We start from the raw sequence: 26028 nt of genomic DNA on the forward strand, positions 1-26028 counted from the left end.
TCCGGGGCGACTGCGGCGTCGGAAGCCGCGGCGGCCTCTGCAGGCGCGGCGAGGCCGGCGGCGATCGCCGGTGCGGCGGCGAGCCCGGGCGCGGCTGGGGGCGTCGTGTCGGCCGGCGCGGGGGACAGCTCCGCCTCGCCCGCGGCCAGGGCGGCGGCGAAGGCGCCGGCGTCGGGGAAGCGCTCGTCCAGGTCTTCGGCCAGGGCGCGGTGAACGGCCTGCGCCACCGACTCCGGCACGGCCGGGTTCAGCTCGCGGAGCGGCCTCGGCGGGGGGAAGCCGCCCGGCGGCGGGTGCAGGCGGTCGCCCTTGAACGGGCGCTCGCTGGCGAGCAGCTCGTATCCGATCACCCCCAGGCTGAACACGTCCGACGCCAGACTCAGCTCCGGGTCGCCGCGGAGCTGCTCGGGCGAGGCGTACGCGGGGGAGAGGGGGATGCCGTGGTGGGTGATGCGCGTGGTGTCGTCGCCCTCCACGATGCGCGCGATCCCGAAGTCCACCACGCACACGCGGAACCAGCCGGCGCGGTTGAGCTGCGCCAGGAAGATGTTCCCCGGCTTCAGGTCGCGGTGCACCAGGCCGATGCGGTGCCCGGCGTCCACCCCGTCGGCGGCCTCGCGCAGGATGCGGATGGCCATCGGCGGCGGGATCGGCTCGCCGCGGCGCATGCGGGCGCGCAGGTCCTCGCCGCGCAGGCGCTCCATCACCAGGAAGTCCAGCTTCAGCTCCGGGTCGGTGCCGAAGTCGTAGACCGACACCACGTTGGGGTGGTGCAGGCTGGCGCTCGCGCGGGCCTCGCGGTGGAAGCGCCTGCGGACCTCCTCCTGCACTTCCTCCGGCCCGCCCAGCGTGATCACCTTCACCGCCACCACGCGGTCCAGCCGCTCGTCGGTGGCCTCGTAGACCGCCGCGAAGCCGCCGCGGCCGATCACCTCGCCGATGGTGTAGCGGCCGGCCAGGGTGCGGCCGGTGAGAAGCCCTTCGAAGCCCGCCATGCGTCGTCCGGCAGAGAGTCGCGTCGAGTCGGGGGTGCGTGGGACGGTTTCCGCCCCCCGGCCAGCAAGATGCGAACCGGCGACCGGGCGTGGTGGGCGCCCCCGCGGCGGCGTCCGCCTGGATCGGGCCGCTTCCGGAGTCCCACGCAGAGAGCGCGATGAGGTACAGGCTCGCCATCTTCGACTTCGACGGCACGCTGGCCGATTCGTTCCCCTGGTTCCTCGGCTGCCTGAACGACGCCGCCGACCGCTACGGGTTCCGGCGCGTCGAGGAGCACGAGGTCGAGGCGCTGCGCGGGGCTGCGACGCCCGGAAGATCGTCGCCCACCTCGGGCTGCCGGGGTGGAAGGTGCCTCTGGTCGCCCGCACATGCGGGCGCGGATGGCGAGCGACATCGGCCGGATCCCGCTCTTCCCCGGAGTGGACCGGCTGCTGCGGCGCCTCGCGGACCGGGGCGTCGCGCTCGCGATCGTCACCTCCAACTCGTACGCGAACGTCCGCCGCGTCCTCGGGCTGGAGAACGCGGCGCTGGTGCGGGACTACGGGTGCGGCGCGGGCCTCTTCGGGCAAGCGGGCCAGGCTCAGGAGGGTGCTGCGCGCCAGCGGCGTCCCTCCCGCCGCGGCGATCTGCATCGGCGACGAGCTCCGCGACCTGCACGCCGCGCGCGCGGAGAGCCTCGCCTTCGGGGCGGTGTCGCGGGCTACACCACGCTGGAGTCGCTCCGGGCGCATGCTCCGGAGGAGGTGTTCGCGAGCATGGACGAGATCGTGGAGAAGCTCGCGCGGGGCGAGGCCCCTCCGCTCCCGGCTCCGTCCGCCTGATGCTCTTTGCGATTCTGATCGGGTAATCCGTAGGGGCGAGGCATGCCTCGACCGACGGATGCCGGCTCATGCGCGGAAGGCGGCCTCTTGCGCCGATGCCACCTCTGCTCGGACTCGCATGCTCGCCCCTACGAAACCTATCGCGTCGAGAAGATAAGGCGCGGTTACCGGCTTGGATTTGCAAAGAGCATAAAGGCCAACGGCGCAAAAGCAGAGCGGCCCGTGGGCTTCACGGGCCGCTCGCGCGCTCGCCGGTGACAGTCACCACCCCGAGTCGAGCGCGTAGCTGACGCGGGGGGAGAGGCCCAGCTCGGCGCGGAGCTCGTTCTCGCGCTGCATGACGCACGAGTCCAGCTCGCGCTGGCCGGGGAGCGGGTCGCGGCAGTGCGATGCGATGCTCCACGTCCGCGCCAGCGGCACCAGGTGCCCCCACAGCTCGTGGATGAGGATGGCGTCCACGGCCCGCTCGAAGCGCGCCTGCCGCTCCTCGGCGCTGAACCAGGTGGCGACGGGCGGGATGTCGGTGGTCTGGTACGCCGCGATCCGGCGCAGGTCCACGCGGATCACCGACACGTTCACCGCGCCGCTGGCCGTGTCGACGTACGCGGCGAACTCGGCCAGGCGCCCCGACGTCATCTCCACCCCCAGCCAGGGCACCGAGTCGTGGAGCAGCTCCGGCGTGCCCACCAGCACCGGGACGCTCCCCGCCCGCACCGCGTCCAGCGCCTCCTTGAGCCGCGGCGACCGGGCCTCGAGCGCCACGATCCGCTCGGCCAGGAACGGGTGGAGCACCTGGATCCGGTTGGCCGGCGCGTCGTCCGGGGCCGGCTCCGCCCCCTGCCGGTAGGGGAGCGCGCAGGCGCCGCAGACGAGGAGGGCGGCGGCGCAGGCGCCGAGGGGCGGTAGAACGCGAGCCTGGGGCATCCGACTCCCTCCTGTCGTGGATCTGGCTGGTCGACTCCGGCGGCGGTCACCCGCCCTCCCCGTCACCACTCTCTCTAGCGTCCCCGCTCCCGCTTGCGCAAGGGTCTTGATCCGGCCCTCGCGGGCCCAGGGGTTCTCTGCTGACCCCGGTGGCTCCGTGTGATGCTTTTTCTGCAGCCGCGCCCGGCACGGGAGCCCGCCCGCGCGCTCGCATCCTCACCGATCGAAGAGAGCGGTGTGCGGCGCCACGTTCGCGCGGACCGGAGCCGGCGCGAGGAGCCTTGACAGGCGGGCCGCCCCGACGTATTCCTGAAAACGTTTACATGAAAACGTTTTCACCTGTCCCATCTCCCACGGGAGGCCGGTGAGCGTCACCATCCGGGACGTCGCGCAGCGGGCGGGGGTGAGTGTGGCCACCGTGTCGCGCGTGCTCAACCGCAGCGGGGTGGTCCGCGAGGAGACGCGCCAGCGCGTGGAGGGCGCCGCCGCCGAGCTGCGCTACACCCCCAACAGCACCGCCAGAAGCCTCATCACCCGCCGCACCAGCACCTTCGGCGTGGTGCTCCCCGACCTCTACGGCGAGTTCTTCTCCGAGGTGATCCGGGGGATGGACCCCCTGGCCCGCCAGAGCGGCTACCACCTCCTCCTCTCCAGCTCGCACGACGACCAGCGCGAGATCCAGTTCGCCCTCGGCGCCATGCACGGCCGCGTCGACGGGCTGATCGTGATGTCGCCCAACGTGCGCGCCGCCGCGCTGGCCGCCTCGCTCCCCGCCGGAGTCCCCGTGGTTCTGCTGAACTGCGAGGCCGACGGCGGGCCGTTCCCCGCGCTCAATGTCGACAACTTCGGCGGCGCGCGCGAGATGGTGCGCCACCTGGCCGCGCTCGGGCACCGGCGGATCGGGATGGTGCGCGGCGGCGACGCCAACTTCGACGCCCGCGAGCGCCTGCGCGCCTACCGCGCCGCCCTGGCCGAGGCGGGGCTGGAGGGGGCCGACGGGCGCTGGGAGGCCCCCGGCGACTTCACCGAGGCCGGCGGCTGGCGCGCCGCGCGCGAACTGGCGGGGAGGGGCGACCGGCCGACGGCGATCTTCTGCGCCAACGACTCCATGGCGGTGGGGGCTATGAGCGCCCTGCGCGCGGCGGGCTTGCGGGTCCCCGACGACGTGGCGGTGGCGGGGTTCGACGACATCCCGATCGCCCGCTACCTCTCCCCGCCGCTCACCTCGGTGCACGTGGACGTCCACCGCCTGGGCGCCCGCGCCGTGGAGATCCTGGTCGAGGCGCTCGCCGACCCCGACGCGCCGCCCGCGCAGGAGCTGGTCCCCACCCGGCTGGTCGTGCGCCGCTCGTGCGGCGCCCGCGCCGAAGACGAATCCACCGTACGGCAACCCGGTTGAGCCCGTGAATCCCGCAGTCCACCAGGAGCGCACCATGAAAGGAAACACCATCGTCCGGGCACTCGCGGCCGTGCTGCTGGGGGCGTGCCTCCTCGTCCCGGCGCGGGCGGCGGCGCAGACCACCACCGGGTCCTTGCGCGGCTACGTGCGCGGGCCCGGCGGCGAGGAGCTGGCGGGCGCCACCGTGACCGCGCGCAACACCGAGACGAACCAGCAGCGGCAGGCGGCCACCAGCGAGAACGGCTTCTTCCTCCTGGCCGGCCTCCGCCCCGGGCCGTACGAGCTGGTGGCGCGCACGGTGGGGATGGGCGAGCAGCGGCGCGCCGTGCAGCTCCTGGTGGGGCAGACGCTGGACGTGAACTTCGACCTGGCCGCGCAGGCCGTGCAGCTCGAGGCGATCACGGCCACGGCCGCCGCGCCCGCCGCCGAGACGCGCACCTCGGAGGTCGCCACCAACGTCACCCGGCAGCAGGTGGAGAGCCTGCCGACGGCCGACCGCAACTTCCTGAGCCTGGCGATCCTGGCGCCGGGGACGCAGCTGCAGGGCGACCGGCTTGACGCCACGCGCAAGACCTTCACCGCCGGCGCCCAGGGCGCCGAGCAGGTCAACGTCTTCATCGACGGCGCCAGCTACAAGAACGACATCCTGCAGGGCGGGGTGGCGGGGCAGGACGCCAGCCGCGGCAACCCCTTCCCCCGCAACGCCATCCGCGAGTTCCGGGTGATCACCCAGAACTTCAAGGCCGAGTACCAGAAGGCCTCGAGCGCCATCATCACCGCCAGCACCCGCTCGGGGACCAACCGCTGGGAGGGGAGCGGCTTCTTCAACTACCAGAACCGCGAGCTGATCGCGCTGGACCGCTTCCAGGCCGCCGAGGCCGACACCAACCCCGACTTCGCCCGCCCCGACTTCCAGCGCTACCAGTTCGGCGCCAACGTGGGCGGGCCGATCGTCCGCGACCGGCTGCACTTCTTCGGCTCGTTCGAGAGGAACGACCAGAACCGGGCCCGGCGCGTGAACATCGTGCCCCCCTCGGGGTTCCCGGCGCTCGACACCATCAACTTCGCCGCCCTGAACGGCGAGTTCGACGAGCCGTTCCGCTCCACGCTGGGCTTCGCCAAGCTGAGCTGGGAGCACACGCCGAGCTCGTTCCTGGAGCTCTCCTACCACCACCGGCACGAGAACGACGTGCGCGACTTCGGGGGGCTCACCGCGTTCACGGTGGCCACCCGCTTCAACAACGACGTCAACACCGGGATCCTCAAGCACACCTGGACCCCGGGCGACTTCCTGAACGAGGCCACGCTCTCGCTGCAGCGCTACCGCTACAACCCCACGCCCAACACCCCGGGGATGCCCAACCGCTTCTTCGGCTTCGGGTGCTGCGCCGAGATCGGGAGCAACCGCTCCGAGCAGGACTTCCGGCAGCTGCGCTTCTCGATCCGCGACGACCTCACCTGGAGCGGGCTGCGCGCGGCCGGCGAGCACGTCATCAAGGGCGGGGTGAACGTCGACTTCCTGGACTACGACATCCAGAAGCGCAACTCCGAGAACCCGCGCTTCATCTACGAGCCGTGGTTCCACGGCTTCGCGGTGCCGCACCGCGTGGAGTTCCAGACGGGAGATCCCGACTTCGGCGCCAGCAACACGCAGCTCGGGCTCTACCTGCAGGACGACTGGAGCCCCACGGAGCGGCTGGTGCTGAACCTGGGCGTCCGGTGGGACTACGAGACCCACATGATGAACTACGACTACGTGACGCCGCGGGCCATCGTCGACTCGCTGACGAAGTACCAGGACCGGCTCTTCCTCCCGCTCGACCCCGGCCGCTACTTCACCGACGGCGACGACCGCGAGCCGTTCCTGGGCGCCTTCCAGCCGCGGCTGGGCTTCTCGTGGGCGCTGGACCGCGACGCGCGCACCTCGATCTTCGGCGGGTGGGGGATCTTCTACGACCGCACCCTCTTCGACCAGGCCATCGAGGAGAGCTTCGCGCTGCAGCACCCGAGCTACACCATCTTCTTCGCGCCCCCGGGCACCACGCCCGCGGGGAACGAGGTGGTCTTCGAGGAGCGCTTCCTCACCGACCGCGCCGCGCTGCTGGAGCTGATCCAGGACGTGCGCTTCAACACCCCCGAGGTGAAGCTCCTCCCCAACGACCTCAGGCCGCCGCGGGCGCAGCACTTCAACCTGGGGGTCCGGCGCGCCTTCGGGAGCGTGGAGGCGTCGGCCGCCTACACGGCGGTGCGCAGCAGGAACATCATGACCTTCTACTGGGCCAACGAGAACTTCGTCTGCCCGCAGCGCTCGTTCGCGGTCCCCGGCTGCTTCGAGCACCGCACGATCCCGGGGTGGGGGAACATCCTCCTGGCCGACGACAACGGGAAGACGTGGTACGACGCGCTGCAGGTGAAGGTGGACCGGCCGTACCGGGGCAGCCCGGAGAGCGGCTGGGGGTGGGGCGCCGGGCTGGCGCTCACGCTGGCCGAGCGCGAGACCCAGGGCTTCAACGACCTGTTCAGCTTCCCGAACGCGACGGACTACCCGCGGCAGGTGCGCAACGACGAGCCGCTGCGCATCGTGGCCAACTGGATCGTGGACGTGCCCTGGGCGTGGGGGATCCAGTTCAGCGGCGTGATCAACCTGGGGAGCGGGGCCAGGCAGGACGTCGGCGGGCGCTTCGACTGCAACAACGCGAACACCTGCTTCGAGGCGGGCGGCTTCTCGCCCCCGAAGCACAGCTTCATCATCCCCAACGCGTTCGCGTACCGGATGGTGGACCTGCGCCTGCGCAAGGAGCTCGTGAACCTGCGGGGGAGCCGCCTGGGGGTGACGGCGGAGCTGTTCAACGCCTTCAACTTCGACAACGAGGGCGACTTCGTCACCTTCAACCGCGACGACCCGAACTTCGGCACCGCCCGTCAGATCATCAGCGACCCGCGCCGGCTGCAGATCGGGATCGAGTACAACGCGCGGTGAGGGCTGCAGGTGCGAAGTGCGAAGTGCGAGGTGCGAAGTCGTGAGTGCGTGAGTGCGTGAGTGCGTGAGTGCGTGAGTGCGTGAGTGCGTGAGTGCGTGAGTGCGTCCGGTGGCCGGCTCTGCGGCACGGAGCCGGCCCGCGCCGGGGTGGTTGCCGGGCGGCTGAAGCCGCGGCAACAACTGCAGGAAGCCTCGCAAACCGCGCGAGGCTGGTTCGGCGCGGGGCCGGGCTTCGGCGTCGGCAGGCCGGGTCCGGGCGCGCAGCGCGCGGGCGCAGCCCGCTAGTCCGCGAAGGCGGACTTCGTGTGGTTGTTGCAGCGAATTCATTCGCCCCAGCCCCGGCGAATCATCACCGTGTGGTTCCCTCCTCGACCGGAGACGCGCGTGAGCCGGTTTCGATTCGTCGGGTTGCTGGTGATGACGATCCTCCCGGCCGCCGGGTGCGCGCGGACGTCTCCCGCGCCGGGGAGCGCCCCCTCGCCCGCCGGCCAGGAGGCGTTCCTCGACACGCTGGAGGAGCGCACCTTCCGCTGGTTCTGGGAGACCACCAACCCGGCCAACGGGCTGGTGCCGGACCGCTGGCCCACGCCGTCCTTCTCCAGCGTCGCCGCCGTCGGATTCGGGCTCACCTCGTACGCCGTCGGCGTGGAGCGCGGCTGGGTGACGCGCGAGCAGGCGGCCGAGCGCACGCTCGCCACGCTGCGCTTCTTCTGGCGGGCGCCGCAGGGGCCGGAGACGTCGGGCGTCACCGGGCACCGGGGGTTCTTCTACCACTTCCTGGACATGCGCACCGGGCGCCGCTTCGAGCAGGTGGAGCTCTCCACCATCGACACGGGGCTCCTGATGCTGGGCGTCCTCGCCGCGGCCGAGTACTTCGACCGCGGCGACGCGCGCGAGGCCGAGATCCGCGCGCTGGCCGACTCGCTCTACCGGCGGGTGGACTGGGCGTGGGCCGCCTCGCCGCGCGCGCCGCTCATCTCCATGGGGTGGCACCCGGAGCCGGGGCGCGGCTTCATCCCCCACGACTACCGGGGCTACAACGAGGCGATGTTCCTGTACGTGCTGGCCCTGGGCTCGCCCACGCACCCGGTGGAGCCGGCGGCGTGGGCGGCGTACACCGGCACCTACCGCTGGGCCGACTTCCACGGCCAGGAGCACGTCAACTTCGCCCCGCTCTTCGGGCACCAGTACTCGCACGCCTGGATCGACTTCCGCGGCATCCGCGACGCCTACATGCGGGAGCGGGGGATCGACTACTTCGAGAACTCGCGGCGGGCCACGCTGGCGCAGCGCGCGTACGCCATCGCCAACCCGATGGGGTGGAAGGGGTACGGCCCGGACCTGTGGGGGCTGACTGCCAGCGACGGCCCCAAGGACACCGTCGTCGTCATCGACGGCAGGCCGCGGCAGCTCTGGACCTACCGGGCGCGCGGCGCCGCCGCCGGCGAGGTGCAGGACGACGGGACGCTCGTCCCCACGGCGGCGGGCGGGAGCGTCCCCTTCGCCCCGGAGGTGGCCGTCCCCGCGCTGATGGAGATGCGGCGGCGCTTCGGGGAGAACCTGTTCACGCGCTACGGCTTCCTGGACGCCTTCAACCCCACCCTCACCGAGCCGATGCCCCTGCAGCACGGGCGCATCGTCCCCGGCGTGGGGTGGTTCGACGGCGACTACCTGGGGATCGACCAGGGCCCGATCGTGCTGATGGTCGAGAACCACCGCAGCGGCCTCGTCTGGCGCCTGATGCGCGACAACCCGTACATCGTGCGCGGGCTCTGCCGCGCCGGGTTCACCGGCGGCTGGCTGGAGGGTCGCTGCGGGTAAATGAGAATCGCGCGAAGACCAACGCTGTCATCCTGAGGAGCCGCCGCGCAGAACCGGCGTAGTGACGAAAACCAGGGCGGCGACGAAGGATCTGCGGGTCGCGTCCGAGCGTGAGGCCGGGTGACGTGCGGTCCCCGTCCGCAGATCCTTCGGGCGCCCAGGCAGTCGCGCGGACGCGGTTTCGGCGCAGGCGCCCTCAGGATGACATCGTTTGGGGTTGCAGGGAGGTGCAGGGGACGATGCTCCGACTTCCAGGATGACCGAGATCCTTCGCAGGTCCGCCCTCGTCGCGCTGTCATCGCTCCTCCTCGCCGCCTGCGGGCGCGAGGCGGACGATGGCGTGACGGTGGTGCGCTTCTGGGGGATGGGGCGCGAGGGGGAGGTGGTCGGCGAGCTGGTGCCCGAGTTCGAGCGGCTGAACCCGGGCGTTCGCGTCGAGGTGCAGCAGATCCCGTGGTCCGCCGCGCACGAGAAGCTGCTCACCGCGTTCGTGGGCGGCGCCACGCCGGACGTCTCGCAGCTCGGCAACACCTGGGTTCCCGAGTTCCAGGCGCTGGGGGCGCTGGAGGAGCTGGGGCCGTGGACCGCCCGCTCGGCCGACGTCCCGCGGGCGGACTACTTCCCGGGGATCTGGGACACCAACGTCATCGACGGGCGCGTCTACGGCGTCCCGTGGTACGTGGACACGCGCGTGCTCTTCTACCGCCCCGACCTGCTGGCCGCCGCGGGCTACACGGAGCCGCCGCGCACGTGGGCGGAGTGGCTGGACGCCATGCGGAAGATGAAGGCGCGCATGGGCCCCGAGCGCTGGCCGATCCTGCTGCCCACCAACGAGTGGCCGCAGCCGGTGATCCTGGGGATGCAGGCCGGGGCGCCGCTCCTGCGCGACGGCGGGCGCTGGGGGGCTTTTCGCGACCCGCGCTTCCGCCGGGGCTTCGAGTTCTACGTGGGCCTCTTCCGCGAGCGGCTGGCGCCCGCGGTGAGCGCGTCGGAGATCTCCAACCGCTACCAGGAGTTCGCGCAGGGCAGCGTGGCCATGATGATCACCGGGCCGTGGGAGATCGGCGAGTTCTCCAACCGCGTGCCTGCCGAGGTCCCCTGGATGACGGCGCCGCTCCCGGGGCCGGACGGGCCGGGGAGCTCGCTCGCGGGCGGGGCCAGCCTGGTGCTCTTCCGCGCCTCGGAGAAGAAGGACGCGGCGTGGAAGTTCATCGAGTTCCTCTCCCGCCCCGAGGTGCAGGTGCGCTTCTACGGGCTGACCGGCGACCTCCCCGCGCGGCGGACGGCGTGGCGGGACACGGCGCTGGCCCGCAACCGCTACGCGGCGGCGTTCCGCGACCAGCTGGAGCGCGTGGTGGCGCTGCCCAAGGTGCCCGAGGCCGAGCAGATCGTGAGCAAGGTGTTCGAGCAGGGTGAGCGCGCCGCCCGCGGCCAGGCCACGGTCGACCAGGCGCTCGCCGCCCTCGACCGCGAGGTGGACGTGATCCTGGAGAAGCGCCGCTGGCTCCTGGCGCGGCGGGAGGAGCGGCGGTGAGGGGGCGGGCCGGGGGTCGTGGATGGCCTTTCGTAGGGGCGAGGCATGCCTCGCCCGGCGGATGCAGGCCCCCGCGCGGAAGGCTGGTCATGTGCCACGGCAGCCTTCCCCCGGACTCGCATGCTCGCCCCTACGAAACGAAAACCGGGGCGTTCGTGCTCGCCGTCGTTGCCGTTGCGCGCAGCGCGCGGGCGCAGCCCGCCAGTCCGCGCAGGCGGACTTCCTGTAGTTGTTGCCGCGAATTCATTCGCCCCAGCATACCGCGCGGGGCTCGCTCATGACCGACCTCACCACCGGCACGGCGGAGGTCGGCGGGCGCGCGCAGGCGGGGCTCGCGGCCGCCGCGCGCACCCCGCGGCGGCGCTTCCGCGCGCCGTCGGAGGACAACCGGGCGGCGTACGCGTTCCTGGCGCCCGCGCTGGTGCTGATCGGGGTCTTCTTCTTCCTCCCGGTGCTGGCGGCGCTCCTCCTTTCCTTCACCGACTACGACATCTACGCCATCGGCGACCCGTCGAACGCGCGCTTCGTGGGCGCGCGCAACTACCGGCAGCTCCTCCAGACGCCGCTCTTCTGGCAGGCGCTGAAGAACACCTTCTACTTCGCGCTGGTGGGCGGGCCGCTCTCCATCGCCGTCTCGCTCGGGGCGGCGCTCCTGCTCAACGCCAGGCTGGTGCGCTTCAAGGCCTTCTTCCGCACCGTCTACTTCATCCCCTTCGTCACCACGCTGGTGGCCGTCGCCATCGTCTGGCGCTACCTGTACCACACGCGCTACGGGCTGCTGAACTACGGGCTCGGGCTGTTCGGCGTCGATCCGGTGGACTGGCTGGGCGACCCGCGCTGGGCCATGCCGGCCATCATCCTGATGACGGTGTGGAAGAGCTTCGGCTACAACATGCTCATCTTCATCGCCGGGCTGCAGGCGATCCCCGAGGAGCTGTACGAGGCGGCGAAGATCGACGGCGCGGGCGCCCTGCAGCGCTTCCGCCACGTGACGCTGCCGCAGCTGGGGCCCACGCTGGTCTTCGTCACCGTCATCACCATGATCGGCTTCTTCCAGCTCTTCGTGGAGCCGTACGTGATGACCAACGGCGGGCCGCTGCGGGCGACGACGAGCGTGGTGCTGCTGATGTACGAGGAGGGCTTCCGCTGGTGGCGGCTGGGCTTCGCGGCGTCGGTGGCCTTCGTCCTCTTCGCCGTGATCCTGGCGGCCACGCTCGTCCAGCTCCGCTTCCAGCGCCGGGAGGCCCGGTGAGCCCGCGCGCGGTGAAGGCCCTGCTCTATGCGCAGCTCGCCCTGGGCGCCGTGCTGGCGATGATCCCGATGCTGTGGATGGTCTCGGCGTCGCTGATGCCGGCGGGGCAGGCCAGCACCTACCCGCCGCGCCTCTTCCCGCGCGAGGTGACCTTCGAGCACTACGTGGCGCTCTTCACCCGGCTGGACCTGGGGCGCTCGCTCTTCAACAGCGCCGTGATCGCGGTGACGGTGACGGCGATCTCGATCCTGATCAACGCGATGGCCGGCTACGCCTTCGCCAAGCTGCGCTTCCGCGGGCGCGACCGGCTCTTCCGGCTGCTGGCGGCGGGGCTGGTGATCCCCGTGCAGGTCACCATGCTCCCGCTCTTCCTGCTGCTGAAGCAGCTGGGGCTGATCAACACCTACTGGGGCGTGATCATCCCCGGCCTGGCCAGCATCTTCGGGATCTTCCTCATCCGCCAGTACGCGGTGTCGATCCCCGACGACCTGCTGGACGCGGCGCGGGTGGACGGGGCGGGGGAGCTGCGCATCTTCTGGTCGATCGTGCTCCCCACCATCGTCCCGATCCTGGCCACGCTGGGGATCTGGACCTTCCTGAGCACCTGGAACGACTTCATGTGGCCCCTGATCGTGCTGAGCGACGAGGCGCGCTGGACGCTCCCCGTGGCGCTGGCCAACCTCTCCGGCGAGCACGTGCAGGACACGGAGCTGATGATGGCGGGCTCGGTGCTCACCATCCTCCCGGTGATGCTCGTCTTCCTCTTCCTGCAGCGCTACTACATCCAGGGCGTGATGGTGGGGAGCGTGAAGGGATGAGGGGCGATGCTGCCGTCCTGGGGCGAATGAATTCGCTGCAACGACTACACGAAGTCCGCCTTCGCGGACTGCGGGGCCGCCATCTGCGCGCCAGGCTAACTTCCTCGCAAGATGTCATCCTGAGGCCCGGCCACACCGGACCAGCCTCCACCCGGAAGACCGCAGGGCCGAAGGATCTACTCACCCCGGCACGTGGGTTGGGCGCGGCAGCGGCACGGATCGCGGCCCCGCTCCTTCCCACGATCGTCCTCGCCGCATTCACGCTCCTCTCCTGCGCGCCCGCCCGCCTGCCCGCGGATGCCGAGCCGTCGCCCACGCCGCCCGCGTTGTCCGATTCCGCGCCGCGGGTGCGCGTGCTGGACGACTTCGAGGGCGGCGTCGCGCAGTGGAGCGCGCACCCGTCGGAGGGCGTCGAGCTGCGGATCGGCCAGGACAGCGGGTTCAGCGGGAAGGCGATGCGGCTGGACTTCGACTTCCATGAGGGGACGGGGTACGCCATCGCCCGCCGGGCGGTGCCGCTCGACCTGCCGGCGAACTACGAGTTCTCCTTCCGCATACGCGCCGACGCGCCGGTCAACGACCTGGAGTTCAAGCTGATCGACCCCTCGGGCGAGAACGTCTGGTGGGCCAACCGCCGCCGCTTCGAGTACCCGCGCGAGTGGACGCGCCTGCGCACGCAGAAGCGGCAGATCGAGTTCGCCTGGGGCCCGAAGGGCGGCGGCGACATGGAGCGCGTCGCGCAGCTCGAGATCGTCGTCACCGCGGGGACGGGAGGGAAGGGGACCGTCTGGATCGACGACCTCGTCTTCCGCGAGCGCGAGCCCCCGGCGCCGTACACGCTCACGCCGGCCGTGCGCGCTTCCTCGTCGCCCGGGACGGCCGCGCGCATCGTCGACGGCGATTCGGCGACGGTCTGGCGCGGCGCCGGGGGCGAGCAGACGCTCGCGATCGACTTCCTGGAGGAGCGCGAGCTCGGCGGGCTGGTGCTCGATTGGGATTCGTCCGCCCATGCGACGTCGTACGCGGTCGAATCGTCCGAGGACGGCGCGCGCTGGGAGACGGTCTACCGCGTCGAGGGCGGCAACGGCGGGCGCGATCCGATCTACCTCCCCGAGAGCGAGACGCGGCACCTGCGCCTGCGGCTGACGCGGAGCGCGAGCGGCCGGGGCTACGCGGTCCGAGACGTCGACGTGAAGCCGCCCGAGTGGTCGCAGACGCCGAACGCGTTCTTCGCCAGCCTGGCGAAGGAGGCGCCGCGGGGGACGTATCCGCGCTACCTGACGGGCGAGCAGTCGTACTGGACCGTCGTCGGCGTGAACGGCGACACGCGCGAGGCCACCATCAACTCCGACGGGATGGTGGAGACCGGCCTGGGCGGGCCGTCGCTGGAGCCGTTCCTGTACGTGGACGGCCGGCTGTGGTCGTGGGCGGACGTGAGCGCCACGCAGTCGCTGGAGAAGGGCTATCTCCCCATCCCCTCGGTGACGTGGGACTCGCGGCCGATCCGCCTCACCGTCACCGCCTTCTCCGGCGGCGAGCGCGAGACGTCGCTCGTCTACGCGCGCTACCGGCTGGAGAACGTCTCGCGGGAGAGGCAGGAGCCGACGCTGTTCGTCGCCCTGCGGCCGTTCCAGGTGAATCCCCCGTGGCAGTTCCTGAACGTGACGGGCGGCGTGGCGCGCGTGCGGGAGATGGCGTTCGACGGCACCACGGTCACGGTGAACGGCGCGCCCACCCTCCACACCGTCACCCTCGGGGCCTTCGACGCGGCGCCGTTCGACGCGGGCGACGTCGTCGAGTACCTGCGCCGCGGTGAGGTGCCGGAGGCGATGCGCGAGGAGAGGAACGCGCGGGGCGGCGTCACCCGGCGCGTGGCGGACCCGCGCGGCTTCGCGTCGGCCGCGCTGTCGTACCGGTGGGTGATGGACCCGGGATCGAGCGTGGACGTGCTGGTCGCCATCCCGCTGCACCCCGACTCGCCGGTGCCGGCCGAGGCGCCGGGCGAGACTCCGCGGGCGCTGGTGGACCGGCTCTTCGCCGAGTCGGTGCGCGCGTGGGAGGCGGAGCTGGACCGCTTCACCCTGCGCCTCCCCGCGGCCATGCACGGGGCGGAGATCGCCCGCACGCTGAAGACGCAGCTCGCCTACATCCTCATCAACCGCGACGGGCCGTCCATCCAGCCGGGATCGCGCTCGTACGACCGCTCGTGGATCCGCGACGGCTCGCTCACCAGCGCCGCGCTGCTCAGGCTGGGGCACGCCGACGAGGTGCGCGAGTTCGCGCAGTGGTACGCCCCGCACCAGCGCCCGAGCGGCTACGTCCCCTGCTGCGTGAGCCTGCGCGGCGCCGACCCGGTGCCCGAGCACGACAGCCACGGGCAGCTCGTCTACCTGGTCGCCGAGTACCACCGCCAGACGCGCGACCATGCGTTCCTGCGGCGGATGTGGCCGCACGTGGAGCGCGCCGTGGCCTTCATCGACTCGCTGCGCCACGAGCGGATGACGCCCGAGTACCAGGCGCCGGACAAGCTCGCCTTCTACGGGATGCTGCCGCAGTCGATCTCCCACGAGGGGTACTCGGCGAAGCCGATGCACTCGTACTGGGACGACTTCTTCGCGATGAAGGGGCTGGACGACGCCGTCTACGTGGCGAGCGCCCTCGGCCGCGCGGACGACGCGCGGCGCTTCACCGCCATCCGCGACGAGTTCCGGCGCGACCTGCTGGCGTCGCTCGGGAGGGCGATGTTCATGCACCGCATCAACTACCTCCCGGGCTCGGTGGAGCTGGGGGATTTCGACGCCACCTCCACCACCGTCGGCGTCAACCCGTTGGGCGGGCTGGACTTCCTGCCGCGCAAGCCGCTGGAGCTCACCTTCGAGCGCTACTACCGCGAGAGCATCCGCGCGCGGCTGGACGGCGCCGAGTGGGAGGGCTACACGCCGTACGAGTGGCGCACGGTGGGCACCTTCGTCCGGCTGGGCTGGAAGCAGCGCGCGCACGAGGCGATCGGCCTGTTCCTCTCGCACCAGCGGCCGCGGGCGTGGAACCAGTGGGCCGAGGTGGTCTTCCGCGACCCGAAGACGCCGCGCTTCATCGGCGACATGCCGCACACCTGGGTGGGCTCGGACTTCATCCGCTCGGTGCTGGACCTGTTCGCCTACGAGCGGGCGTCCGACAGCGCTCTGGTGATCGGCGCCGGCATCCCGGAGGCGTGGGTGGCCGACACGCCGGGCGTGGTGCTGGAGGGGCTCAGGACGCACTACGGCACGCTGAACCTGAGGATGGACGCCGCGGACGGGATGGTGCACGCCGACGTCGGCGGGGCGCTGCGGGTCCCCCCGGGTGGCATCGTGCTGCGCACGCCGCTCGACCGGCCGATCCGGCGCGCGAGGGTGAACCGCCGCGTCGTGCGGCTGACCGACCTGAACGAGGTCACGATCCGCCAGGTGCCGGCGGAGATCGTACTGGAACACTGAATGAGCGACCGAGACGATCCCGGCACCCCCGGCGGCACGCGTGCGGGCGTGCTCTCCAACGGCCGCTACGCCGTGCTGCTGAGCGCGGCCGGGGGCGGCGTCTCCACCTTCGGCGGCTTCGCGCTCACCCGCTGGAGCGCCGACCGCACGCGCGACGCCGACGGCTTCTTCGTCTACCTCCGCGACCTCGATTCGGGCGAGATCTGGTCGACCGGACATCAACCGACCGGCCGCGCGGCGGAGCGGTACGAGGCGCGCTTCTCCCCCGGCCGCGCGGAGGTCGTGCGCCAGGACGGCGGGATCGAGACGCGCACCGAGGTCTGCGTCGCGCCGGACGCCGACGCCGAGCTGCGGCGGATCACGCTCGCGAATCGCGGAGACCGCCCGCGCCGCGTCGAGCTGACCACGTGCGCCGAGCTGGTGCTGAACACCGCGGCGGCGGACGCGGCGCACCCGGCGTTCTCGAAGCTCTTCGTGCAGACGGGGTGGATGCCGGAGCGCCGGTCGCTGGTCGCGTGGCGGCGGCTGCGCAGCCCGGAGGACGCGCCGCTCTGGTCGGTGCACCGGCTGATCGGCGGGGAGGGGGAGACGGAGTACGAGACGGACCGCATGCGCTTCGTCGGCCGCGGCCGCGCGATGGCCCGGCCCGCGGCGATGGATGCGGGCGCGCGGCTCTCCGGGACGGTGGGGAACGTGCTGGACCCCGTCTTCAGCCTGCGCCGCACCGTCGTGCTGGAGCCCGGCGCGTCCGCGCGGATCGTCGCGCTCCTCGGCGCCGGCCACGCGCGCGAGGACGTCGAGGCGCTGGCGGACCGCTTCTCCTCGCCCGACGCGGCCGACGCGGCGTTCCGCGCGGCCGAGGAGCGTCCGGCGGCGGCCGGCCTGGATGCGGTCTCCGTCCCCGAGGCGTGGCTGCGCTGCGTCGGCTCTCTCCCGTCTCCCCCCGAGGCGAACGACGTCGCGCCCGGGCGCTGTCGCCCCATCTCCCCGCCCCCAGGCTGTCATCCTGAGGCCCGACCACACGGCCCCAGTCTTCGCGCGGGCGGTGGCAGGGCCGAAGGATCTACTCACCCCGCCACGTGGGTCGGGCGCGGCAGCGGCACGGACGCCGGCATCGCCCCATCCGCCGATCACTCGTCGTTCGAACAGGACGACCCGCTCGGGTGGGCGGGGGAGAGCCTGCGCTTCTGGAACGGCCACGGGGGATTCAGCGCGGACGGGCGCGAGTACGTGATCCGCCTGGAGACCGGCGAGCACCGGCCGCCGCTGCCGTGGGCCAACGTGGTGGCGAACGAGGAGGCGGGGTTCATCGTCTCCGAGAGCGGCGCGGCGCACACGTGGAGCGCCAACAGCCGCGAGAACCGCCTGACGCCGTGGCCCAACGACCCCGTGCGCGACCCGCACGGCGAGGCGCTCTACCTGCGCGACGAGGAGTCGGGCGTCTTCTGGTCTCCCACGCCCGGCCCCGTCCCCGGCGCCGGGCCGTACGAGGTGCGCCACGGCTTCGGCTACACGCGCTGGCGGCACGCGGGGCAGGGGCTGGAGCACGACACGTGGATGTTCGTCCCCCGCCGCGACCCGGTGAAGATCGTCCGCGTGCGCGTGACGAACCGCGGCGCGGCCCCTCGCCGTCTGTCGGCGTTCGCCTGCTTCCAGTGGGTGCTGGGAGGGCTGCCGCAGGAGAGCGGGCGCGAGGTGGAGACGCGCCTCGACGCGGAGACCGGCGCCGTCTTCGCCGTGAACCGCCGCCGCGGCGAGTTCTCGGGCCGCGTGGCCTTCGCCGCGGCGATCGCGCCGCCCGGGGCCGGCGCGGTGTCGTGCACGGCGGACCGGACGGCGTTCCTGGGCGCGTACGGGAGCCCCGAGATTCCCGCCGCGCTCGTCTCCGCGGAGCGGCTCGACGCGCGCAGCGGAGCCGGCCTCGACCCCTGCGCCGCCTTCCAGGTCCCGCTCACCCTGGCGCCCGGCGAGACCGCCGAGGTCGTCTTCCTCCTGGGCGAGGCGGAGGACGAGGCCGCGGCGCGCGCCGTCCTCGCCCGCTGCCCCGACGCGGCGGCGGCCCAGGCCGCGCTGGAGGAGGCGCGGGCGTCCTGGCAGGACCTCGTCGGTCGCGTGCGGGTCGAGACGCCCTCGCCGGCGCTGGACCTGATGGTGAACGGCTGGCTCGCGTACCAGAACCTGAGCTGCCGCATCCAGGGCCGCTCCGCGCTCTACCAGTCCGGCGGCGCCTACGGCTTCCGCGACCAGCTGCAGGACGCGGCGGCGCTCGCCTACCTCGACCCCGCCCTCACCCGCCGGCAGATCGTCCTCCACGCCGCGCACCAGTTCGTGGAGGGCGACGTGCTGCACTGGTGGCACCCGCCGCTCGGCAAGGGCATCCGCACCCGCTTCTCCGACGACCTGCTCTGGCTCCCCTACGTCGCCGCTTTCTACCTCGCCGCCACGGGCGACCGGTCGGTGCTGGACGAGGAGGCGTGCTTCGTCACCGCCCGCCCCCTGGAGCCGGGGGAGGACGAGGCGTTCCTGGTGCCGGAGGACTCCGGGGAGCGCGCGTCCGTCTACGAGCACTGCTGCCGCGCCCTGGACCGCTCGCTCACCCGCGGCGCGCACGGCCTGCCGCTCATGGGCACCGGCGACTGGAACGACGGGATGAACCGCGTCGGCCGCGAGGGGCGGGGCGAGAGCGTGTGGCTCGGCTTCTTCCTGCACGCCATCCTGGACGACTGGATCCCGCTCTGCGAGCAACGCGGCGACGCGGAGCGGGCGGCGCGCTACCGCGAGTACCGGGGCGGCCTCGCGGCGGCGCTCAACGACGCCGGGTGGGACGGGGGATGGTACCGGCGGGCGTACTACGACGACGGGACGCCGCTCGGCTCCGCCGCGAGCGACGAGTGCCGCATCGACGCCATCGCGCAGGCGTGGGCGGTGATCTCGGGCGTGGCGCCGCCGGAGCGCGCGGCGCGGGCGCTGGACGCGCTGGAGGAGCACCTGGTGTCGGAGCAGGGCGGCATCGTCCGCCTGCTGGCGCCCGCGTTCGACCGCACTCCGCACGACCCCGGCTACATCAAGGGCTACCTCCCCGGCGTGCGCGAGAACGGCGGCCAGTACACGCACGGCGCGCTCTGGGCCGTCCGCGCCCTCGCCGAGGCGGGGCGGACGGACCGCGCCGCGCGCCTGCTGGAGATGATCAGCCCCGTCAGCCATGCGCGCACGCCGGAGGAGGCGGCCGTCTACCAGGCCGAGCCGTACGTGATCGCGGCGGACGTCTACGGCGTGGCCCCGCACGTGGGGCGCGGCGGGTGGACGTGGTACACGGGCTCGGCGGGGTGGATGCTGCGCGTCGCGCTGGAGTCGGTGCTCGGCTTCACCCTGCGCGGCGGCCGCGCGCTGGCGCTGCGCCCCCGCGTCCCGGACGACTGGCCCGGCTTCACCCTCCGCTACCGCCTCCCGGACGGCCGGACGACGTACGAGGTGGTGGTCGCGCGCGGAGGCGAGACGGCGGCCTCGCTCGATGGCGAGCCGCTCGCGTCCGAAGACGGCGCCGTGCTCGTTCCGCTGGTCCGGGATGGCGCCGTGCACCGCGTGGAGGTGGTGCTGGGCAGCGCGTCTGCATCCGTTCGCGCGTAGCCTCACCGTCAAAAAACGGCGGCGGGCGGAGGCGTGCATCGCCTCCGCCCGCCCGTGCGCGTGCCGGTGCAGCGGTTCAGCCGCGCCAGTACACCCATCCGCCGACGGGATACCCCCACCCCGAGTACGCGGGCCCAATGGAGGGACCGATCGACGGGCCGATGCCTGCCGGACCGATCGACGGCCCGATTCCGGCAGGCCCGAACGCCGCGGGGCCAATCGATGGTCCGATCGCCGCGGGCCCAATCGACGGCCCGATTCCGGCAGGACCGAACGCCGCGGGACCGATCGACGGGCCGATGCCCGCCGGACCGATCGACGGCCCGATTCCGGCAGGCCCGAACGCCGCGGGACCAATCGACGGGCCGATGCCTGCGGGACCGATCGACGGCCCGATTCCGGCGGGCCCGAACGCTGCGGGACCAATCGATGGGCCGATACCCGCCGGCCCGATCCCGGCAGGCCCGAACGCTGCGGGACCGATCGACGGCCCGATGCCCGCCTGTTCGGCGGTCGCCCCGATCCCCGCCGGTCCGATCTTCGCCGGTCCGATCCCCGCCTGTTCGGCGGTCGGTCCGATCCCGGCGGGGCCGATCGCTGGTCCGATCCCGGCCGGTCCGATGGACGGCCCGATTCCCGCCGGTCCAAAGGAGGGACCGATTCCCGCCGGCCCGATGGATGGCCCGATCGCAGGTACCGGCACGAACACGTATTGCACCTGTGGACGCGACTTTTCCTCGGCAGCCGCCGACTCCTCGCGCTCGGAGGGCTCCTCCGGAACGTAGAGGGTGAACGGGTAGGTGGGTACCTTGCGGCCTTCGCCGCCCCGCTGCCCCACCTCGCGCACCTCCAGCACCTGGTGTGTCGCGGCATCCACCCGGAAGACGAACTCTCTCACCCGGGGCGCCGTCTGGCCGGCCGGCGTTCCCCCGGCGGAGCCGGCGGCAGCCGGCGCGCCGCTCGAGCCAGCGGAGCCCGCCGGCCGACCCGCGCCCTCCCTTTCACCTGCGGCGCCGCCGGCCGCCTGCCCACCCCCGCCCGCCTTGCCCGGTCCCGGATCGAATTTGGGGTAATCCGTTGGCATGAAATCCTCCCTTCTCCAAGACGAGGTGAAATCACGCGGGTACCGCATCCGCCGGAGCCGCGAGCACCGGAAGCGGCACGGCCGCCTGCCGCTCGGGGAGCAGGTCCGGCTCGGCGTCCAGCGGCAGCCCCACCGCGAGGCTCAGGAACCAGTCACCGTCCTGTACCATCAGTCGCTTTCGCACCATCTCCGCCAGGAACCCGGCCACCTCGTCCGCCGGCGGGGCGTGTTCTCCGGCCTGCTGCTCGACCAGGCGCTGCACGGCCCGCGCGGGGCGCGCCTGCTCGCAGAAGGCGTAGACCTCCTTCTGCCACCCCTGCAGAGCGAACCGCCGCTCCACCACGCCGCGCCGGTCGGTGATCAGCATCACCCCGTCGCCGGCCAGCGCCAGCGTGAGCGAGGCGCCGCGCAGTGCCGCCTCGCGCCAGAGGACGAGCTGCGCCTCGGTGGGACCGATGTAGCTGGAAGGGTTCAGCCCGTCCGCGTAGTCGTAGTCGAAGAAGTACGCGATCTCGAACGTGACGTCGCTGGAGAACGGGTAGATGTAGCGGTACGCCTGGAGCGGCCGGACGTTGGTGAACCCGAAGTCCCGCCACCGCTCGAAATGAGGGGAGAAGCGGTCCATGCGCAGCCGCCCGCTGCCGCGCGGGGGGGAGAGGTGCGTCAGGCTGCGCAGCGTCTCCAGCTGCTCTTCGTAGTCCTCCGCCCGCTCGCCCGGGAAGCCATAGAGCAGGTTCCAGGTGGGCTCCACGCCGAACTGCCGGCACCACTTGAGGAGTTGGATGTTCTGCAGCCCGTTGGCTCCCTTGCTCATCAGCTTGAGGATGCGGCTGTGGAAGCTCTCGATGCCCGGCTGCACCAGCGTGACCCCCGCTTCGGCCAGCAGCTGCACCTGCGGCTTCCTGAGATTCGCCTTGAGCTCGTAGAACAGGCTCAGGTCCAGCCGCCGGTCGCGCAGCTCCTGCAGAGTCCCGCGGAAGTACTCCATGTCCATGATGGCGTCGACGGCATCGATGCCGCGGATGCGGTAACGCCCCACCAGGTGAGTCAGCTCGTCCAGCACCCGGTCCTTGCTCTTGGAGCGAAAGCGCATGTGCGCCGCGTTCATCCCGCAGAACGTGCAGTGGTGCTTCATCCCCCACCAGCAGCCGCGGGACGTCTCGATCTGCAGCCGCACCGCGAGCTCGTGAGGAATGCGGGTGCCCGCCATCTGGGCGAAGTAGTCGTCGTAATCCGGGAACGGAACGGTGTCCAGGTCTTCCACCCCGCGCGTGGGGCCCGTCGTGCGGCTCTCGCCGTTCTCTCGAAACGCGATCCCCGGGATGTCGCGGAAGTCTTCGCCCTGGAACACCCGTTCGACGAACTGTGGGAAGGTATGGTCCGCTGCGCCGGTGAAGACGTAGTCCAGGTAGGGGAAGTGGCGGTGCAGCGCCTCGCCCATGCTCCCCTCGCAGTTGGCTCCGCCCATCACGATGGCGATCTGCGGGTGGCGGCACTTTATGGCGTGCGCCAGCGCCAGCGAGGCGAGGTTCTGCTCGAACGTGGAGGTGAAGCCCACCATGTCGTACTGCGGCCAGTTCACCGACTCCAGGCAGTGGTCCAGGAACGGACGCACCACGCGGCGCATCTGCCGCACCGTTTCGAGCGTGTGGTCGTCGACCTTGCGGTCGTCACGAAGGTGCTGGAAGAAGTGCTGCTCGGGGGGGAGCTCCTCGCCGAAGAACTCGCTCGCGAACATCCACTCGCCCGCGAAGATCATGTGGCTGCCGCGGTCGCTGAACCACTGGTACAGCTGCGGTCCCACCAGTTCGGCGAAGACGAAGTTGAGGTAGCGGATGTCGCAGGGAATGCCCCGAGCGGTGAGTCCCGCCTTGAGCGTGCTGATGCCGATGGCCGGCCGGTCCGCCCCGCCGAAAGGCATGTTCACCAGCAGGACCTTCTTGCCCATGGTCACCTCCTGCATGAAATCCCTGCCATTGTCACTCGGCCGCCCGCGCGCCGCCGGAGGAGGCGCACGGGAGCCGGGGGGTTTCATTTTGTGACACGGAACGCACTCTGGCAAGAGCCTCGTCGTGGCGTGCCGGGAGCATTGGCCGGGGCGTGTTCGAGCCGGACGGGTCGCCGGGTTCGTCGACCCGGGAGATGACGGGACCTCGCGACGTACGGCCGGCGCGTGCTCGTCACCGGGGGCGGGGAGAATGCCGACGGCAGGATCGTGGCTCGTCGCGGGAACCCGGGCGCGCCGGCGCTTGCGGACACGGCGGATGTTTTCGATACTGCACGGCTCCGGCGTGCTCTCATCTCCCCCCAGCCCGGAGTCCGTATGCTGATCCCCCGCTTCTGGTCCCGCGCCGACTCGCAGGCCGTCACCCCCGACGGCAAACAGGTGCAGTTCCACGTCTGGCGCGGCTCGCGCTCGGACCCGGCGGAGGCGGACGCGCTGGCGCGCGAGGCCGTCGAGCGCATCGCGGGCCGCATCCGGCGCGGCGAGGGGTTCCCGGAGCGCTACTCGTACGGCGACCGGCCGCTGCGCGAGGAGGTGGTGCGCGAGCTCCCCGGCGCCACCGAGGCCGAGCCCGAGGTGGCGATCACCCGCAACTCCTACGGCGCGCTGGTGCTGAACGCCGCGCGGGTCTTCTTCATCGACGTCGACGTGGCGCCCGCGGAGGCCCCGCCGTCCGCGCCCGCCGCCGCCTCCCCGGTCGACGCGCTGTTCGACGCGGTCGATTCGCTCCCCCTGCCGGGCGCGGTGAAGTCGCTCTTCGGCTCCTTCCGCCCTCCCGCCACCCCGTCCACGCCGCCCCCCGCGCCGGCCGACCCGCGCACCGCCGCGCTGGAGCGGCTGCGCGGCTGGCTGGGCGGGCACCCGGAGTGGCGCGTGCGCGTCTACCGCACGCACTCGGGGCTGCGCTACGCCGTCACGCACGCGCTGTTCGGCCCCACCGATGAAGAAGCCCTGAAGGCGATGTCCGTGCTGGGCGCCGACCCGCAGTACGTCCGCCTCTGCCGCGCGCAGAAGAGCTTCCGCGCCCGTCTGACGCCGAAGCCGTGGCGCGTCGGCATCGAGAACCCGCCGGCGCGCTTCCCCTACGAGACCCCGGACGACGAGCGCGCGATGCGCGGCTGGGAGGCGCGGTACGCGCAGGCCTCGCAGCGCTTCGCGACCTGCGAGCTGCTCGAGGAGCTGGGCGGCGGGACGGAGCACCCGGAGGTGGTGCCGATCATCTCGCTCCACGACGAGCACACCCGGGTCGGCTCTACGCTCCCGCTGGCCTGAATCGAACCGACAAAAAGGACTTTTCTCACGCAGAGTCAGCAGAGTCAGCAGAGAAACACCTCTGCTGGCTCTGCGTGAGGCCCGTAGTTTTACCAGTCACTCATCCGATTCAGGAATGTCGGGGGCGGATTTAACCCTCGGCGTCTGCGGGCGCGGGTGGAACGTCGGGGACGAGGGGCGTCCATCCGAGCTGTTCCGGGTCGGCGGGGAGGAGCAGGGGGGCTTCCCCCCAGCGCGCCGTCAGGTTCGCGGCGAGCTCGCGGATGTACGGGAAGAGGAGCTCCGGCGCCCGCCGGGCCGCATCGCGCCAGGCCGCGTCCCGCCGCTCCGCGGGGACGGACGCGTCCATCTCGAAGTGCGCCGCGTACGTCACGGAAAGGTCGAAGGGAAGGCCGGACCTCGCGGAAAGGGTCAGCGCCACCACCAGGTGGAGCGCGGAGGCGCGGACCGCCTCCAGCTCCAGCGCAAAGCCGGCGTACTCCGGCGGGTCGTCCTGCTCTCCGGCGGGCGGGCTCCGGTCCGAGAACAGGACGTGGTGAAGGGTGACGTCGGTGAGGCTCACGCCGGCGCGCGCGAGCCCCGCCCGGACGGTGCCCTCCATCACTGCGCGCCGCGAGGCTCCGTGCGCGCCAGCGTGACGCGCCGCCGCGGCGTGCGCGCCGCCCGGGGCACGCGGAAGCGGCCGCCCGGCACCAGCTCGCCGCGCGCGAAGCGGAGCAGGACGTCGTTGATGCGCGTCTGGTAGCCGGGCCCGCCCGCCTGGAAGAACTCCAGGGCATCCCTGTCGATCCGGATGGAGATCGGCACCTTCTCCCGTCCCGAGGCGGACACGGCGACCGCCCGCCGCAGGTCTTCGTCGGACACGGTCGGAAACTCCGTGGCCGCGTCCGCAATGGCGTCGATCTCCTCGTCGGTGAAGTCGCGCCGGCGGCGACTGCTCATGGTGGCACTCCGTTGTGAGCGTTGAACTCCGCCCGTTCGCTCCGCCGGGCCGGACGCACCCAGATCAGGCGACGGACACCATCCCGCATTGTATATACCACCGCGACGACCAGCCCCCACTGCATGCGCCCGATGGCGACGTACCGCGTCTCGCCCTCGTGGTTGAACGGCCCGAGCCGGAGGTAGTCGAACTCCTCGTCCTGGAAGACGTTCGCGACGTCGTGGAACGAGAATCCGTACGTGGACTCGCACCTCTCGTTCATCGCGGCGTCCCACGCGAATCCCGGGGCTGGCTGCATAATCTACTCGTCTTGTATATACAGGTCAAGTGGAGTGAACGGCGGGAAGTACACAAAGTAAAGTGGACGAAGTGAACGCGCAAGGAGCGGCGGAACAGGTGGCGCATCTCGCCGTGGCTCCCGTGCGTCCGCTCCGCTTGCGCGTGGACGCCGGGAGCGCATCTTGATCGCTCACCACCAGCCGAGGAGCGACCATGTCGACCGCCACCCCTGGAGCCGCCGTGTCCGGGCCCGCCTCCCTGCCCAGCCCCAAGCAGCAGTTCCTGGACGCCTACGAGCGCGAGCACCAGACCACCATGCGGGTCCTGCGCGCCTACCCGACCGACAGGCTGGACCTGCAGCCCCACCCGAAGTGCAAGACGGCGCGCGAGCTGGCGTGGATCTTCGTGCTGGAGCGGGGGCTGGGGACGCACGTGTTCAACAACGTCTTCGCCACCGGCGGGCCGTCGGGCGAGATGCCGCCGGCGCCCGAGTCGTGGGACGAGATCCTGGGCGCGCTGGAGCACGCGCACCGCGAGTTCGGCGAGCTGGTGCGCTCGACGCCCGACGAGAAGCTGTTCGAGAACGTGAAGTTCTTCACCGCGCCGCACACGATGGGCGACGTCTCGCGGCTCCAGTTCGCCTGGTTCTTGCTCTGCGACGAGATCCACCACCGCGGGCAGTTCTCCATCTACCTGCGCATGGCCGACGCGAAGGTCCCCTCCATCTACGGCCCCACCGCCGACGAGCCGTGGATGTGAACCAAGGCTCGGGCCGATGTCGCTGAGATCCGAACGGA

At 72.0% G+C, this 26028-nt stretch carries 18 protein-coding genes; 11 read left to right on the top strand and 7 right to left on the bottom strand.

What is annotated here, in order from left to right; translation table 11 throughout:
• Positions 1–995 (bottom strand): serine/threonine-protein kinase (locus VF746_20120; protein HEX8694743.1); only part of this gene is annotated, 995 nt, incomplete at its 3' end.
• Between the two features lie 381 nt (positions 996–1376).
• Here VF746_20120 and VF746_20125 point away from each other — a divergent pair.
• Positions 1377–1817 carry a hypothetical protein gene (locus VF746_20125; protein ID HEX8694744.1) on the top strand — a complete coding sequence of 147 codons (441 nt, stop codon included), beginning with the start codon at positions 1377–1379 and terminating at the stop codon, positions 1815–1817.
• 261 nt (positions 1818–2078) lie between these two features.
• On the opposite strand, the gene VF746_20130 is transcribed toward VF746_20125, so the two are convergent.
• Entirely contained in the window at positions 2079–2741 is a 663-nt protein-coding gene (locus VF746_20130) for a hypothetical protein (GenBank protein ID HEX8694745.1), read from the bottom strand.
• Positions 2742–3105: 364 nt separating this feature from the next.
• Here VF746_20130 and VF746_20135 point away from each other — a divergent pair, with 364 nt between their 5' ends.
• From VF746_20135 to VF746_20170, 8 genes are all read left to right on the top strand, one after another.
• Positions 3106–4140, top strand: coding sequence for a LacI family DNA-binding transcriptional regulator (locus VF746_20135; GenBank protein HEX8694746.1), 1035 nt, complete (start codon positions 3106–3108; stop codon positions 4138–4140).
• 34 nt (positions 4141–4174) lie between these two features.
• Entirely contained in the window at positions 4175–7120 is a 2946-nt protein-coding gene (locus VF746_20140; protein ID HEX8694747.1) for a TonB-dependent receptor, read from the top strand.
• Positions 7121–7504: 384 nt separating this feature from the next.
• The gene (locus VF746_20145; protein ID HEX8694748.1) at positions 7505–8941 is read left to right on the top strand and encodes a glucoamylase family protein; all 1437 of its coding nucleotides are present in this window, start codon (positions 7505–7507) and stop codon (positions 8939–8941) included.
• A gap of 256 nt (positions 8942–9197) precedes the next feature.
• Positions 9198–10475, top strand: a complete 1278-nt coding sequence (locus tag VF746_20150; protein ID HEX8694749.1) for a sugar ABC transporter substrate-binding protein — start codon at positions 9198–9200, stop codon at positions 10473–10475.
• Between the two features lie 277 nt (positions 10476–10752).
• Positions 10753–11727 (top strand): sugar ABC transporter permease, encoded by a 975-nt coding sequence (locus VF746_20155; GenBank protein ID HEX8694750.1) that lies wholly within the window; start codon positions 10753–10755, stop codon positions 11725–11727.
• Positions 11724–12545 carry a carbohydrate ABC transporter permease gene (locus tag VF746_20160; protein ID HEX8694751.1) on the top strand — a complete coding sequence of 274 codons (822 nt, stop codon included), beginning with the start codon at positions 11724–11726 and terminating at the stop codon, positions 12543–12545. The genes VF746_20155 and VF746_20160 overlap by 4 nt, the downstream gene beginning before the upstream one ends.
• A 326-nt stretch (positions 12546–12871) precedes the next feature.
• A complete protein-coding gene (locus VF746_20165; protein HEX8694752.1) occupies positions 12872–16021 on the top strand; it encodes a discoidin domain-containing protein in 3150 nt (1049 codons plus the stop codon).
• Positions 16022–19648, top strand: a complete 3627-nt coding sequence (locus tag VF746_20170; GenBank protein ID HEX8694753.1) for a hypothetical protein — start codon at positions 16022–16024, stop codon at positions 19646–19648.
• Between the two features lie 76 nt (positions 19649–19724).
• Here VF746_20170 and VF746_20175 read toward each other — a convergent pair whose 3' ends face one another.
• On the bottom strand, positions 19725–20546 hold the full coding sequence (locus tag VF746_20175; protein ID HEX8694754.1) for a hypothetical protein: 822 nt from the start codon (positions 20544–20546) through the stop codon (positions 19725–19727).
• A 217-nt stretch (positions 20547–20763) separates the two neighbouring features.
• Entirely contained in the window at positions 20764–22680 is a 1917-nt protein-coding gene (locus VF746_20180) for a RiPP maturation radical SAM C-methyltransferase (GenBank protein ID HEX8694755.1), read from the bottom strand.
• A gap of 375 nt (positions 22681–23055) precedes the next feature.
• Here VF746_20180 and VF746_20185 point away from each other — a divergent pair, with 375 nt between their 5' ends.
• Positions 23056–24009 (top strand): hypothetical protein, encoded by a 954-nt coding sequence (locus VF746_20185; GenBank protein HEX8694756.1) that lies wholly within the window; start codon positions 23056–23058, stop codon positions 24007–24009.
• A 130-nt stretch (positions 24010–24139) separates the two neighbouring features.
• On the opposite strand, the gene VF746_20190 is transcribed toward VF746_20185, so the two are convergent.
• The 3 genes from VF746_20190 to VF746_20200 are packed head-to-tail and all read right to left on the bottom strand — an operon-like array spanning position 24140 to position 25250.
• Positions 24140–24610 carry a hypothetical protein gene (locus VF746_20190; GenBank protein HEX8694757.1) on the bottom strand — a complete coding sequence of 157 codons (471 nt, stop codon included), beginning with the start codon at positions 24608–24610 and terminating at the stop codon, positions 24140–24142.
• Positions 24610–24951, bottom strand: a complete 342-nt coding sequence (locus VF746_20195; protein HEX8694758.1) for a BrnA antitoxin family protein — start codon at positions 24949–24951, stop codon at positions 24610–24612. The genes VF746_20190 and VF746_20195 overlap by 1 nt, the downstream gene beginning before the upstream one ends.
• Positions 24948–25250, bottom strand: coding sequence for a BrnT family toxin (locus VF746_20200; GenBank protein HEX8694759.1), 303 nt, complete (start codon positions 25248–25250; stop codon positions 24948–24950). The genes VF746_20195 and VF746_20200 overlap by 4 nt, the downstream gene beginning before the upstream one ends.
• Positions 25251–25444: 194 nt before the next feature.
• On the opposite strand from VF746_20200, the gene VF746_20205 reads away from it, so the two are divergent.
• A complete protein-coding gene (locus VF746_20205; GenBank protein ID HEX8694760.1) occupies positions 25445–25990 on the top strand; it encodes a DinB family protein in 546 nt (181 codons plus the stop codon).
• The last annotated feature ends 38 nt before the right edge of the window (positions 25991–26028 follow it).

It is taken from the genome of Longimicrobium sp., assembly GCA_036389795.1.
Classification (GTDB): Bacteria; Gemmatimonadota; Gemmatimonadetes; order Longimicrobiales; family Longimicrobiaceae; genus Longimicrobium.